This window comes from uncultured Alteromonas sp., from assembly GCF_963976965.1.
In the GTDB taxonomy this organism is placed as follows: Bacteria; Pseudomonadota; Gammaproteobacteria; order Enterobacterales; family Alteromonadaceae; genus Alteromonas; species Alteromonas naphthalenivorans.
Window position 1 is genome coordinate 75,965 of sequence record NZ_CAXBMP010000013.1, and the last position, 14,826, is coordinate 90,790.

At 43.3% G+C, this 14,826-nt stretch carries 12 protein-coding genes and 1 pseudogene; 7 read left to right on the forward strand and 6 right to left on the reverse strand.

Features of this window, described 5'->3' with window-relative positions; genetic code table 11:
- The first annotated feature begins 37 nt into the window (after positions 1-37).
- Together AAC006_RS11780 and AAC006_RS11785 are read left to right on the forward strand one after the other, a co-directional pair.
- Positions 38-1,627 (forward strand): peptidase dimerization domain-containing protein, encoded by a 1,590-nt coding sequence (locus AAC006_RS11780; protein WP_339891383.1) that lies wholly within the window; start codon positions 38-40, stop codon positions 1,625-1,627.
- Positions 1,628-1,723: 96 nt separating this feature from the next.
- On the forward strand, positions 1,724-1,858 hold the full coding sequence (locus AAC006_RS11785; protein WP_339891384.1) for a hypothetical protein: 135 nt from the start codon (positions 1,724-1,726) through the stop codon (positions 1,856-1,858).
- On the opposite strand, the gene AAC006_RS11790 is transcribed toward AAC006_RS11785, so the two are convergent.
- A complete protein-coding gene (locus tag AAC006_RS11790; RefSeq protein ID WP_339891386.1) occupies positions 1,855-2,712 on the reverse strand; it encodes a LysR family transcriptional regulator in 858 nt (285 codons plus the stop codon). The two genes, AAC006_RS11785 and AAC006_RS11790, sit on opposite strands and share 4 nt — an antisense overlap.
- Before the next feature lie 463 nt (positions 2,713-3,175).
- Between AAC006_RS11790 and AAC006_RS11795 the strand changes: the two are divergent.
- Positions 3,176-4,096: pseudogene (locus AAC006_RS11795) on the forward strand (molybdopterin oxidoreductase family protein); the annotation flags it as partial.
- Between the two features lie 108 nt (positions 4,097-4,204).
- Here AAC006_RS11795 and gorA read toward each other — a convergent pair.
- From gorA to AAC006_RS11820, 5 genes are all read right to left on the reverse strand, one after another.
- Positions 4,205-5,554 (reverse strand): glutathione-disulfide reductase, encoded by a 1,350-nt coding sequence (gene gorA, locus AAC006_RS11800; protein ID WP_013786262.1) that lies wholly within the window; start codon positions 5,552-5,554, stop codon positions 4,205-4,207.
- A 213-nt stretch (positions 5,555-5,767) separates the two neighbouring features.
- On the reverse strand, positions 5,768-7,096 hold the full coding sequence (locus AAC006_RS11805) for a response regulator (protein ID WP_339891387.1): 1,329 nt from the start codon (positions 7,094-7,096) through the stop codon (positions 5,768-5,770).
- Positions 7,093-8,793 (reverse strand): ATP-binding protein, encoded by a 1,701-nt coding sequence (locus AAC006_RS11810; RefSeq protein ID WP_339891388.1) that lies wholly within the window; start codon positions 8,791-8,793, stop codon positions 7,093-7,095. The genes AAC006_RS11805 and AAC006_RS11810 overlap by 4 nt, the downstream gene beginning before the upstream one ends.
- Positions 8,790-9,614: a phosphate/phosphite/phosphonate ABC transporter substrate-binding protein gene (locus tag AAC006_RS11815; protein WP_339891390.1), complete on the reverse strand. Its 825-nt coding sequence runs from the start codon at positions 9,612-9,614 to the stop codon at positions 8,790-8,792. Before AAC006_RS11815 ends, AAC006_RS11810 begins: the two co-directional genes overlap by 4 nt.
- An 83-nt stretch (positions 9,615-9,697) precedes the next feature.
- On the reverse strand, positions 9,698-10,258 hold the full coding sequence (locus tag AAC006_RS11820; RefSeq protein ID WP_129740217.1) for a response regulator: 561 nt from the start codon (positions 10,256-10,258) through the stop codon (positions 9,698-9,700).
- Positions 10,259-10,576: 318 nt separating this feature from the next.
- Between AAC006_RS11820 and prlC the strand changes: the two genes are divergently transcribed.
- The 4 genes from prlC to AAC006_RS11840 all read left to right on the forward strand — a co-directional run bounded on the left by prlC (position 10,577) and on the right by AAC006_RS11840 (position 14,822).
- A complete protein-coding gene (gene prlC / locus AAC006_RS11825) occupies positions 10,577-12,613 on the forward strand; it encodes an oligopeptidase A (protein WP_339891393.1) in 2,037 nt (678 codons plus the stop codon).
- A 21-nt stretch (positions 12,614-12,634) separates the two neighbouring features.
- Positions 12,635-13,327: a DNA-3-methyladenine glycosylase I gene (locus AAC006_RS11830; RefSeq protein WP_339891395.1), complete on the forward strand. Its 693-nt coding sequence runs from the start codon at positions 12,635-12,637 to the stop codon at positions 13,325-13,327.
- Between the two features lie 74 nt (positions 13,328-13,401).
- Positions 13,402-14,187: a bifunctional demethylmenaquinone methyltransferase/2-methoxy-6-polyprenyl-1,4-benzoquinol methylase UbiE gene (gene ubiE, locus AAC006_RS11835; protein ID WP_013786255.1), complete on the forward strand. Its 786-nt coding sequence runs from the start codon at positions 13,402-13,404 to the stop codon at positions 14,185-14,187.
- A complete protein-coding gene (locus AAC006_RS11840) occupies positions 14,187-14,822 on the forward strand; it encodes an SCP2 sterol-binding domain-containing protein (protein ID WP_013786254.1) in 636 nt (211 codons plus the stop codon). Before ubiE ends, AAC006_RS11840 begins: the two co-directional genes overlap by 1 nt.
- Positions 14,823-14,826 lie beyond the last annotated feature (4 nt).

Here is a 14,826-nt window from a genome sequence, read left to right on the forward strand (position 1 = left end):
GGGCGAACATTTGTTCGCTCCGATGTTGGAGAATAGTATGAAATATATTTACGCGGCGGTATTAGCGCTAAATTTAATGGCGGTGGGTAGCTCTGCTACCACATTAAGTGAGGAAGAAAGAGAAGAGGCAAAGACAAAACTTGTTGCTGAAATAGATAAGCAGGCAAAGCTAGCGCAAGTTATGAACGATATGATTTTCTCTTTTGGTGAGTTAGGTTTTCAAGAAGTAGAAACATCTGCGTACCTTACCGCGATGCTCGCAGAAGAAGGCTTCGATATTGAAAAAGGCATTGCGGGTATTCCTACTGCTTGGTATGCCACATGGGGTTCAGGTAAACCTGTTATCGCATTGGGAACAGATCTTGATGGTATTCCAAAGGCATCGCAAAAACCGGGTGTTGCGTATCACGACCCCATTGTTGAAGGAGCTCCTGGTCATGGAGAAGGCCATAATTCTGGCCAAGTGGTAAATATTATTGCTGCGCTAGCAATGAAAGAGTACATGACCAAAAATGATATTGAAGGCACTATTGTTTTATGGCCGGGAATAGCAGAAGAGCAGCTTGCCACGAAAGCGTACTACGTTCGTGAAGGGTACTTCGACAATGTTGATGCTGTTTTATATTCTCACGTTGGTAACGGCTTCGGTACTTTCTATGGTAATCCTGGTATGTCCGGAATGGTATCTGTTAAGTATAATTTTTATGGTGAATCTGCCCATAGCGCGGGTTCTCCGTGGCGTGGAAGAAGTGCCCTCGATGCTGTTGAGTTGATGAGTGTGGGCATGAACTATCGACGTGAGCATTTACGTTTAGCGCAACGCACGCATTCGGTAATTGTTGATGGCGGCGACCAACCTAACGTTGTGCCGCAAAAAGCGTCGTCTTGGTATTTTTTCCGCGAAACTGACTATCCACATATTAAGGCGTTATGGGAAGTTGGCGACAAAATGGCTGAAGGTGCGGCCATGATGAGCAATACCACATGGGATTCTGTTGTAATGGGCACCGCATGGCCTGGACATTTTAATAAACCGTTAGCCCTTGCTGCTCTGGAAAATATCAAAAAAGTAGGTATGCCGGAATGGTCTGATGACGACATCAAACTAGCCAAAGCGTTACAAAAAGAAATTGGTGCCGAGGTTATTGGTTTGGCCGAAGAGATTATGCCTATGCGAGAGCCACCTCCCCAAGATAAATTAACCGGTGGCGGCTCTGATGATGTGGGCGACATAGCGTGGACAGTACCAACTATCTTTATGTTGTATCCAGCTAATATTCCGAATTTACCCGGACATAATTGGGCGAACGCGGTTTCAATGGCTACCCCCATTGCGCATAAAGGAATTATTGCTGGTGCAAAAGCCCATGCAATGAATATGGTGGACTTGTTCACTAACCCTGAGTTGCTCCCAGAAATGCAAGATTACTTTGATAACGTGCAAACAAATGATATTAAGTATGAATCTTTATTGCGCGAAGGCGACACGCCTCAAATTCATTTGAACGAGGGGATAATGAAGCAGTACAGAGAAAAGATGAAAGCCTTTTATTACAACCCTGATAAGTATGATACTTATTTAGAGCAACTAAATATTGATTACCCAATGGTTCGTGATAGTAAATAAGTAAGTAACAGCCCTACCTATGCTCAATTTAATAGAGTATAGGTAGGGTAATAGTAAGGTCCAATTCAGAAAAAAGTAAGATGAAAAGGAACGCTTATGAATAGCCAAGAAGTCAGTAAATGTAAAAGCTGTAAGCAGTTAGAAGAAGATGTAAGCTTAATGAAGTTATTAGTGGCGTTAATCGTTCTTCTTATCGTTGTGACATTGCCAGCCACAGGCTTTGTAGGTTAACAAGCCGCTAATTCTGTTTGGATTGTTTTAGCTAATAATTCAATAGCTTCTGAGCGTACTTTTTGGGGGTTCACCAAGCAAACGCCAATATGCCCTAGTTCGGGTAATGCCGGGGAAGGAGATAAAATGTGGAGTTCTTTGGGAACAGTACTTTTCGCTAGTACTGTTATACCTAGACCCTCATTAATAGCGGTTTGAATGCCATTTAAGTCGCCGATGGTATAGACGATTTGCCACTGTTTTGAATGTTTACCCAATAAGTTGGTAGCCCGGTTACGGTAAATACAAGGCGCTGGGGCAGCAATAAGAGGTAACTTTTCGGGAATACTGTTAACAAAACGCTGGCTACCTACCCAAACCAACTGGTCGGTAACGATATATCCATCCTGATCTGTATCCGGTACTTCTTGTAACGATAGAATTAAATCAAATTGATTTTTTAACGGTTCACAAAGCAGGTCTTTACTCAAAGCACAATGCACTTCCATTGATATTTCTGGGTAAGATTGGGTAAACCGCCTGATAATTTTAGGCATTAAAGTGGTAGAGAATTCGCTAGGTATCCCAAGCTTTATATTTCCACTTACTTGAGGTCGACCAAATTCAGCCATGGCTTGATCATTCAGTAGGAGGATCTTCATACCAAACTCTAGCAATTTGTTTCCTGCTAACGTCAGCGTTATTCGATTTCCTTCTCGTGAAAAAAGCTTTTCCCCTACAATCTCTTCTAGCTTTTTAATCTGCAAGCTAATGGCGGGCTGAGTTCGTTTTAATCGTTCCGCACACAACGTATAGCTTCCTGTTTGCGCTATCGTTACAAACGAACGTAAGAAATCTAAGGATAAATTTTTCATGGTTGCACTCTAAAATTAAGAAAAATAGGCAGGCAACGCTATTTCATAAGCTTATTATAGTTTAAACTTATAACACATTGGTTTTTATTAGTTTTATTTATTATATTAGTATTCTTAACATAAAGAATAATAAAATTCAAGTGTGTGGGGCAGCCGGGAAAGTGCGGTTTCGAAGGAAAAGTGGTAACTGGGTAAGGGGATAGTGTTAGGGAGTAGACCAACGCAAGTAGGCTGGCGCCGCGTTAGCGTACCGACCTAGTTATCATTGATGTTAATGTTTTAGCTCATGATTCATTTTTACAAAACTACATGGCTAAATCGCTGCACAGTAACAAACTCTTCGGCACTAGTAGGGTGAATTGCCACGCAGGCATCGAAATCTGCTTTAGTAGAGCTCATCTTTAGTTGCTGCAACAAAGCCTTGCAGTATTTTATCCATTCCATCACCAATATTGTGAAGGCCAACTACTTTGAAACCTCCCGACATGCAGATATTATATTACCTCCCGTTACGCCATTAGAGCGGGATCACTATGATGTGGTTTTTCATAATTTTGCGGTAAGAAACTACGCTACCTATTCTGAGGCAGTGGTAGACATAGACGATGATCAATTAACAGATTGGCAGATATATCTATCGCTGGCAGAGCGCCTAGATAAATTAAATGGCTAAAGTACCGCGCACTATCAAACACTATGGCAAAAACAGCCAAAAGGTGTGATAGACGATTTATTAAAAAGCGGCCGATACGGGGCCCATGCTAGTGCAAATTCCAGTGCCAGTGAAAACGCTAACGGCATTGGTAATGAAGGCTATAACTTGTCGCTAGATAAGCTGAAAGCGCATCCACATGGCATCGACCTTGGGCCGTTGCAACCTGCACTGCCTGACGCTATTTTTCATGAGAATAAAAAAATAGACTTAAATTTTAATTACTTTATGTCAGATATTGCCCGCGTAAAGACGCATATTTTCGACCAGAAGCGTAACGAAAATCAAATAGTATTGATTGGCAGGCGACATATTAAAACGAACAATTCTTGGTTACACAATAGCCATAGAATGGTGAAGGGAAACAATCGCTGTACGCTACAGTTACACCCCATAGATGCCGCTAAATATGATGTGAACGAAGGCGATAGGGTTAAAGTCACGTCAAGAGTGGGAGAGCTATTGGTAGAGGCAGAAATTGCCGATTCTATTATGCCAGGCGTGGTCTCTATTCCCCATGGTTGGGGGCACAATAAGAAGGGAATAAAACTGGGTGTCGCTAGCCAATACCCTGGTGTTAATACCAATATACTGACAGACGAAATGCAGGTAGATACTCTGTCGGGTAATGGTGTATTAAACGGTGTGCCTGTTACGTTAGAAAGAATGTAAAAGTAAGGCGATAATCAACATATTGATTATCGCCTTTCATTTTCCAAGTACGTTAAAAGTACGCTAGCGTTTTACTAAGCTTGGCTAACCTGAGCTTAGTTGGACGACCTAGGTCATAGTAACGTATTCTTCAGCACTAGTAGGGTGAATGGCCACACATGCATCAAAATCGGCTTTGGTGGCGCCCATTTTTATGGCTACTGCAAAGCCTTGTAGAATTTCATCCATACCATGGCCAATACCGTGAAGGCCAACCACTTTTTCATCTTCGCCTGCACACACCAATTTCATTTTGGTCATTTGACGATGACGAGTTACTGCAGTGTACATAGAGGCGAAACTTGATGAGTACACTTTAACCTTATCCTCACCATATTCTGCAATGGCTTCTGGTTCAGTTAAACCCATGGTGCCAATAGGCGGGTGGCTAAATACTACGGTGGGGATCATGGAGTAATCCATGTGCGCGTCTTCTTGGCCATTGAATAAACGTTCGCTTAGTAAGCGGCCTGCTTTTACTGCCACTGGCGTCAATTCGGCTTCACCAGTAATATCACCCACAGCATAGATGTTCTTGGCTGTCGTGTTTTGGTACTTATCTACTTTCACGGTGCCATTTTCAGAAAGCTCAACATCAGTATTTTCAATCGCTATCACATCGGTGGATGGTTCGCGGCCAATGGCCCAAATTAGGCAGTCTGCTTCAAGGACTTCACCATTTGTAAGATGAATTGAAAGGTGCTTACCTTCACCGCGTTCTACTTTTTCAACGCTGGCGTGGTTGTGTAATGTGCAGCCTTCAGCATGAATCATATCAACCAAGGTTTCGTGAATAATAGGGTCGAAGTTACGTAACGGAGCATGTTTACGCACTACTAAGTGGGTTTCTGTACCCAAGCTATGCAATACGCCAGCAAGCTCAACGCCAATGTAACCTGCACCTACTACAACCGCTTTTTTAGGTTGTTCTTTTAGTGCAAAGAAGCCATCTGAGTTAATACCGTGCTGAGCGCCAGGAATATCAGGAATGACAGGGCGGCCACCAGTGGCAATGGTAATATGGTCTGCGGTATAGGTTTCACCATCCACTTCAATAGTGTTGTTATCTACAAACTTAGCAAAACCACGAATAAGGGTTACGTCGTTAGCCGTAAGTGCGCGATCATAGGATGCATGAATGCGTTCGATATAAGCTTGGCGGCTGGCAATTAGGCTATCCCAACTGAAGTGGTTTACAGTGATATCAAAACCATATTCTGGTGCGTAGCGGTGAATAGCTTCGGCAACTTGTGCGCCGTACCACATGGCTTTTTTAGGCACACAGCCTACGTTAACGCAGGTGCCGCCAATATCTTTAGCTTCAATAATGGCTGCTTTTTTACCATGCTTGGCGGCACGGTTTGCAGACGCAATGCCGCCACTCCCGCCGCCTATGCAGATATAATCAAAATGTTTCATGTTAACCGCCTTATTATCCGTTAGGCCTAAAATTGTCATTTATTGTGACACGAAATTGAAGGAATACACACTGTATACGCGTTTAAGAGACCGAGGTGCAAGGTAGAAGATTTCATTATCGTGGGTATCTGTTACAAAAAAACAAAGAAGCACTAATTGCCTTAGTGCTTCTTTATTCCAGTTTTATGAGTACTGCCACAGATACACTTAAGATCACGTGTCTTGAGGCGCAGCCCCTTCTTCGGTTTCATCTAACGGCGTATCTGGCTCAATCAAAATACTGAATGCACGACGACGCTCTTCTTCAAATTGAGTCAGCTTTTGAATAGTGGCGTCGGTGAAAATATGCCCTTCAGGCAGTATAAGAATATGGCTGTCATTATATAAATTTTTAGCCAATACCATACCTGCTTTTAGCTGAGAGGCTTTCATCGTGTTGTAAATATATTTTGACGTGCTCACGTCGTCGTCTGCAAGTAAGAAGGATAGAATTTCACCGTCATACCGTGTGTTGGTATGCTTTTTCATTTCGGCTTTGGCATCCCGCGGTGTCATCTCTTCACCGCTCATGCGGCCAGTGACTAAGCGCCAGTAATCTCTAGCTATTGAGACTATACGGGCACCTATGGGAATTTCTTTCGCCACCACATTACGGGGGCCAGCACCGTTATAATGCTCGAATTGAAATTCAATCATGTCTGACACTGGCTGTAATTCAGTGGCTGGCGCGAGCATGAGCGCAGCTTGTTTGGTTTGATCTAAGTAGTTCTGTTGCTGTTGATACTTCAGCTTCGCAAACGGCGCTAGAAAATCATCTGTACTTAGCCCCAACAAACCCAGCTCACAGATTAAACCCGCATAGCTAATGCGTTTAACTTCTTCGGGAGGGAGTTGAAGATACTTCGCTAACTTAGCGGCAAGTTCGCTCACTTCAATGGCAAACTTTCCATCTATGTTCGGGTTAATGCTAATAACATTAAACAGTACTTGTTCCATTGCAAGATTATGTTTTTCAATCTTGTTCAGTGCCGCTTTAATCTGGCGAGTACGCTTATGTACCATTTGCTCAAGCGACGTGTTCACTTCTTTTAATTTACGATTTTGCAGACGTGTTAATTTTTGCAACCGAGTATTTTCATTTTTTAATTTTACGCGTTCTAACCCATCTTCAATGGCAGATATAAGCTCTTTGTTGTCCCAGGGCTTTTGCAAATAACGATGAATTTTTCCCTCGTTAACCGCTTTAATAGTAGATTCTATATCGGCATAACCGGTTAGCACCAACCGATAACTTTCAGGGTACAACTCTGCAACTTGCTGCAGTAATTCAGCGCCAGACATCTGTGGCATCTTCATGTCGGAAATGATCACATGAACCTCATTTTCTTTCATGATCTCTAGCGCTTTTGCGCCACTGTCAGCCAGCAATAAGTTGACCTTTAAAGAAAAGAGCGCGCGCTTAATGGCGCGAAGAATATTAGGTTCATCGTCGACAAATAAAACAGTGTACACGTCGGCGTTTTGGTCAGTGGTATCATTCATAGTGAATCGTCCTGAAAAGAATCTTCGGCGTTGTCATCTAACGGGTTATGTATTGGTAGGCATAACGTGAAACAGCTTCCTTCCCCATCTTTACTTGATGCATGGAGCGTACCGCCGTGCTCTTGAGCAATGCCGAAAGAAATAGAAAGTCCAAGTCCGGTGCCTTGGCCTTCTGGTTTAGTAGTAAAGAACGGATTAAATAATTTATCTAGATGGCTCGATTCAATACCGCAACCAGTGTCTTGTATACTTAGTTCAACGTTACCATCGAATTCACGCGTCGTAATGGTAATGGTGCCCTGTACGCCGGTGCTTTCGATGGCTTGGCCTGCATTAATAAGCAGGTTGGTCACCACTTGCGAAATTTTACCCATGTTCATCATGATATGGGGAATCGACCCTAAATGGGTTTCTACGCTGCATATGTATTTTAGCTGGTTGTTCACCATCGCTAGGGTGGTTCGAACGCAATCATTTAGGTTGTAAGATTGCATCTCATCACTGTCTACGCGCGAGAACAGTTTTAGCCCTTTAACTATTTCGGCCACCCGAATCAAACCGTCTTTCGAATCGGTGATGAGTTCAGAGATGTCGCTGTTGATAAATTCCATGTCTTGCTGCTGTATAATATTGCGCAGCTGTTTTATCGCTTCATCCTGATGGATAGCGGTGTCTTTTAAGAGCACATCATTAAGCTGTTGGAATATCATTTGATAGGTGGATACATATTCGCTAAGCGTATGCATATTGCTATTCACAAACCCTACTGGGTTATTGATTTCATGTGCTACACCCGCAGCCAACTGACCAACCGATGCCATTTTTTCTGCTTGTAACAATTGGACCTGTGCTTCTTTTAAGTCTTTATTTGCTTCTTCAAGCTGGAAGTTTTTTTGATTTAACAATGAGGTACGTTGTTTAACTTTTACCTCTAGTAAGCTATTTAGTTCTTTTAGTTCACCTTCAACACGCTCGCGATGCGTATTTTCTTCTTTTAAAAGCTCAACCAATTGATTGAAGGCTTCAGCCAGTTCGCTGAGTTCATCTTTGCCGCGCACTTTTACAGAGATGTTCTGGTAATTTTTATCTTTAACCGCCGCCCCTAAATGCCTAGCACCTGCACGTAGCTGCTTTAGCTGCGACATTAGGTAAGACCCAAGCAAGAATGAGCACAATGCAATAAGGCCCAGTTCTATGGCGGCAAGTGTTAATGTCCAAGTGCGTACCCGTTTTACCGACTGATTAATAGAATCAACATCAAGGCCTATTTCTACTCTGCCAAATAAGGTCTCGCCAACTTTAATATCAGCAGCGGTATCGTATATACCATCCACTGCACTCATTACATCGCTGTCTAGCTGAAAGGGGTGATTGAGCGCCTCTGGCTCACCTTTTTCCACATATACATTGTTGTTGTTATCGAGAACCCGAACATAACTGATATTAGGGTTTGAAAGCATTTCAGTTGCATCTGCCTCTAGCGAAGCGAGGTCGTAGCTTAAAAAAGCATTTTTTGCGGTGGACACAAACAGGTTGGTAGTAGTTTGAGCAGACGTATCAACACTGGTGTCGACTAAGTCATTTAATAGTTTAAATACGGTTGTGATAAGAATTAAAAACAAAATGGCAGCAATAAGTGCCACCCCAACAATAGTTTTGGTTCGTAGCGATAACGAGAGCAACGCTTCTTTTTTCACAATTGCGGCCTTGCTAATGAGGTAATGCCCAAGGCTCGTATGTCGTCCCAATCTTCATCTGCAGACGACATAAAGCCTTTAAAGCCAATATTTTTCAATAGCTGATGATTGTCTTTATCCTCTGACAGAGTAAGCAACGCATTCAATAGTGCCTCTCGCTGAGTGTCAGTTATTCGAGGGTGAGTTGCTATTGCATGAGGGGTATACCCATCACTTTCCCATAAAACACGAAAAGCACTGCGTGTATTTTCATCAACGCCATTTAAGGTTCTTATTATACCGCCACCCGCGTTAAAAAAGCCGCGTTGCACATTAAGGTACACCGAGTCATGAGAATGTACATAACGTGGCGTAAAAAGAATGCCCTGCTGTTTCAAATATGCTCTAGGGATAATGGTGGCAGCGAATGCAGCAGGAGAGGGAAAGGCTATTTCTTTACCGTTAAGATCGTCAAGTGACGTAATAGTGCTATTGGCATTCACAACAATAATGCCTTTAATTCGCTTATCTTTTTGACGGGCCAGCGCGCGATAGCCAACCGAATCATGAAATACCACAAAGTGGAAAGGGTTCATGTAGGCAATATCGTACTCACCCTCGGCCAGCCTTTGTTCGAAGGTTGGTATATCTTTCGCTATTTTAAACACCACATCAATGTCGGCATGTTCAGAGATATAGTTGATAAGCGGTTGCCAGGTTTCAGCAAGCTTCTTCGCAGACTGTTGTGGCACTATGCCAAGCGTTAACGTATTGCATGCACCAAAAGAGGCGAACAATGCGAGTGCTAAAAAAGCAAATATACGACGTGCAGCTTGAAACATTGATTTTTCCACTATGATTCACCCCAAACTCACTCATTTAAAAGGCCCTAATAAAAAACTGGCCAAGTACACTTATAATGAACTTACTCAATCATGAACTTTTCGATGGTTTCGATTAGTTCGCTATTAGTAAATGGTTTTGAAAGTGCTGCATTTGCACCTAGTTCGATAGCTCGGTCTAGACTGATATCGTCAAGTGCAGAAATGACTAAAATTTTTAAATTTTTATACTTAGGCTGTTCTCTAACAAACTGGATAACGCTGTAACCATCCATGCCAGGCATACTTAAATCGAGGGTCATCAACTTAGAGTTATACTGGCTCAACATAATGCCAGCTTGAAACCCACCCGTAGCAATATGGCTTTCGAATCCCCCACGGCGTGCCACTCTTTGAATGGACTTTGCCACTGGCATTTCATCATCAACAATAAGAATTGAAGGTGATATCTCACTTTGGAGATCGTCTGGGATAGGAATGTTGTGGTGTTCAAGAAAGGAAACAAAGTCAGATACTAGCACGCGATTGTTGCCACGACCGGGCAGCTTAAACCCTTTGAGTTTTCCGCTTTCTATCCACCGAATCACGGTGCGAAGGTTTACATCGCAGTAGGTTGCGATTTCACCTGATGTTAATGTCTTCATTGCTCAATTCCTAATGCCAACTTGTAACGTTATAGCACTGAATAGGGGTGTTCACAATTTAGACAAAAGTAGTGAATGTGACATTTGCGACACTCTATTAAAGCGTTTTTAGCTGCTGAATTAGTGAGTTACAAACTTTTCATGTAGCAAATAAAAAGAAAGAATTACTCAACATTTGATCTGCTCGCTTAGCATTTATAGTAAACCTAGTATAGAACGCAAAAATATCACTGTTATCTAGAGCAATCACAGCGCTTGTTTTTATTGCGAACAACCCCAACATAACTTGCTATACGAACTGAAAAGAGTAGACGGATTATGACGACCCCAGCAATTGAATTGGTAGATGGTTTGCCCTTATTTTCATCTATTAAGCCCGCGCAGATAAAGCCAGCCATCGAAAAAGCGATAGCAAAATGTAAGCTTGAAATTGATGAGGTGGTTGCATCTAAAGATTACTCTTATGCGAACTTGGTATTGCGCTTAGAAGAGGTAGACGACAATTTAAGTAAGATGTGGTCACCGGTTTCTCACATGAATTCAGTGGTGAGTAGCGACGAACTGCGAGAAGCTCATGATGCTTGCTTACCTTTGCTATCAGAATATGGTACTTGGGTAGGTCAGCACGAAGGCTTGTATAATGCATACGTGGCGATAAAAGACTCAAACGAATATGCTGAGCTAGATGAACAGCGTCAGAAAGTTATTGATAATGCTATTCGCGATTTCACCTTGAGTGGGGTGGCACTGCCAAGCGAGGAAAAGAAACGCTATGCAGATATTCAAGCGAAGTTAAGCGAACTGTCATCTACATTTTCAAATAATGTGATGGACGCCACCATGGGGTGGAGCAAGCATGTCACTGACGAAGCCATCCTTTCTGGTATGCCAGAATCAGCCCGCGATGCAGCAGCACAAGCGGCACATCAAAAAGACTTACAAGGCTGGCTATTCACATTAGATATTCCTTCTTACTTACCGGTTATGCTTTATGCAGATAATGCAGCGTTACGAGAAGAAATGTATCGCGCTTATGCAACAAAGGCGTCAGATCAAGGCCCGAATGCAGGCAAGTGGGACAACACCGACATCATTCAACAAACACTGGCTCTTCGCAGTGAAATTGCGCAGCTGCTCGGTTTTAGCAGTTATTCTGAACGCTCCCTTGCCACCAAAATGGCCGAATCGACTGACCAAGTTACCGGCTTTTTACGTGATTTGGCTGCTAAATCGAAGCCGCAGGCAGAAAAAGAGTTAGAAGAAGTACGAGCATACGCGAAAGATACCCACGGGGTAACAGAGCTTAACGCGTGGGACTTACCTTACTACAGTGAGAAGCTGAAACAGGAAAAGTACACCATTTCAGATGAAATGCTGCGTCCGTATTTTCCTGAAGACAGAGTTTTGTCGGGTTTGTTCGAAGTGGTGCATAGATTGTATGGCCTTAAAATCATTGAACAGCCAGGCATTGATACATGGCATAAAGATGTACGTTACTTCACTATTACCGATAGTGCAGATGCGCTGCGCGGTAGTTTTTACCTAGACTTATACGCTCGCGCTAAAAAGCGGGGTGGTGCGTGGATGGATGAGTGCCGTGTTCGCCGAGAAAAGTTAGACGGAGAATTACAGTTACCTGTGGCGTATCTCACTTGTAACTTTAATGCCCCAGTAGGGGATAAGCCTGCCTTATTCACGCACGATGAAGTGGTTACCCTTTTCCATGAATTCGGACACGGCATACACCACATGCTAACTAAAATGTCGGTGGCTGGTGTATCTGGTATTAATGGTGTGCCGTGGGATGCCGTAGAACTACCGAGTCAGTTTTTAGAAAACTGGTGCTGGGAAGAAGATGCACTTAACTTTATCTCGGGTCACTATGAGACGGGGGCACCCTTACCCGCTGATTTACTTGACAGAATGTTAGCTGCCAGAGATTACCAAGCCGCTATGCAAATGGTGCGTCAGCTGGAATTCAGTTTGTTTGATTTCTTATTGCATAGCGAGTCTGGCGACAATGTTGATGTACAAGCCATTCTTAATAGCGTGCGCGCTGAAGTTGCCGTTAATACACCTCCTGCATTTAATCGTTTCCAGCATAGCTTTGGGCACATTTTTGCTGGTGGTTATGCAGCAGGGTATTACAGCTACAAATGGGCAGAAGTGTTATCTGCCGATGCTTACAGTAAATTTGAAGAAGATGGTATTTTTAACCGAGAGACGGGTAAAGCATTTTTGGAAAATATACTTGAAATGGGTGGAAGCCGTGCGCCTATGGACTTATTCGTTGCCTTTAGAGGCAGGGAGCCAAACGTAGATGCCTTACTTCGCCATAGCGGCATTCGTGGCTAATTAGCATTAGGGTAGATAACCATGGGAATAGAATCTTTCTCCACCATTTACCAGCGGGCATGTAAGCGAAAAGGTGGTGAAAAGGCGCTTGAAAGCATGCTTTCAGCGCCGCTTTCCTCTGAGCAGGTTGCCAAAATACCGGACGATCGGTTTTTAGCAGCCATGACGAAGCAAGTGTTTCAGTCAGGCTTTGTTTGGCGAGTAATCGAGAAAAAGTGGCCTGAGTTTGAAACTGTATTTTTTGGTTTTGATGTCGAAAAAGTGCTGCTGATGCCTGATGAAATGTTAGAGCAGAAAGCGTCTGATAAACGCATCGTGCGTAATTACAAAAAAGTAATGACCGTTCGCGATAACGCCATGTTCATTAAAGACATTAGCCGTGAGCACGGCAGCTTCGGTCAGTTCGTGGCTACATTCGACGCCAGTAATATTACCGATTTATGGACCACGTTAAAGAAACGTGGGTCGAGACTCGGGGGGAACACCGGCCCCTACATGCTGCGGGCGTTAGGGGTAGATACCTTCTTGTTTTCACGAGATGTTGAAGACTACTTAAGAAAGCACGATATTATCGATGGCGGCCTCACTAGCAAGAAAAGCTTAACCGCTGCAAATGCGGCTTTTGCACAGTGGCATCAAGAAAGTGGCCGCACGTTACAAGAAATAAGCGTTATTATTGCGTTTAGTTGGGGCACAAACCAGTATTTAGCATAAGGTAAATACTGTTGCTGGGCGCTACAATCCGATACACTTCAGCCTTTACTATGAATCACTAATGCAGGAATGCCATGAGCGACAACCATAACAACACATCGCCCACAGAGGCATCGGATGCACCTACTACTCATTTCGGCTTTAAGCAGGTTGAGAAAAACCAAAAAGCGTCGTTAGTAGCCAATGTATTCGATTCTGTTGCCGCTAAATACGATGTCATGAACGATTTAATGTCGATGGGTGTGCACCGTTTATGGAAGCGCTTTGCCATTGATTGTTCAGGTGTGCGTGCAGGGCAAAAAGTGCTTGATATCGCTGGTGGTACTGGCGATTTAACCGCAAAATTCTCTCGTCTTGTTGGCCCTACGGGCAACGTAACCTTGGCCGACATTAACTTATCGATGCTGAAAGTTGGCCGCGATAAACTAAGAGATCGCGGACTAGTTAGCAATATTGATTACGTTCAAGCAGATGCAGAGGCGTTGCCTTTCCCCGACAACCACTTCGACGTAGTGACCATGGCTTTTGGTCTTAGAAACGTGACCGAGAAGCAAAATGCACTTAATTCAATTTACCGAGTGTTAAAGCCGGGTGGTCGACTATTGGTGTTGGAGTTTTCTAAGCCAACGTCAGAGCAATTAAGTAAGCTTTACGACACGTATTCGTTTCATATATTGCCAAAAATGGGCCAGTTAGTGGCTAACGATGCCGAGAGTTATCAATACTTGGCAGAAAGCATTCGTATGCACCCTGATCAAGAAACCCTGAAAGGTATGTTCGAAACCGCGGGGTTTGACCAGTGTGACTACCAAAACTTAACGGGTGGAATTGTAGCACTGCACCGAGGCTATAAGTTTTAATGCCAACGTCAGCATTGGTAAGTGCCGTTATTGAAACGGCTGCGAATAAAATTTTAGCGTTAGATCCAGACAGCGTTGCCAGAATGGCTTCGCTGAAAGGCGCGCGACTTATTGCTTATGTAGACCCCTTGCCATTTGCTGTAGTGCTTGTATTTTCTGAGCAAGTAGATGTGCTGACCCTACATGAGCCGTTCGAAGACACAATAGCTACGCTAAATCATAAAGACTGCTGTATTAAAACATCCTTAGATACCCTGCCTGAATTAAAGCACACCAATCAGCTAACCCGCCTTATTCAACAAAAAAAATTACAGGTTGAGGGCGAACTTGCTGTGGCTCAGCAGGTTAGCGGTTTATTTCAGCAGCTAGATATAGATGTAGAAGAACTTCTGGCTGCCAAAACCAACGATGTGGTTGCCCATCAAACGATGAGCTGGTTTAGTGCTATTAAACGTAAAGCCACGGGTGCCCTGTCTGAGTTTAATAAAGTCGCTAGCAATGCCTTGATAGAAGAAAAGCAAATAGCAGCGCCTAAATTAGCGGTATTACATTTTAGTGATGAAGTGAACGCACTACGTGACGATGTAGCGCGATTAGATGCCCGCTTACTTCAGCTAGAACAAAAATCAATTTAAGAGA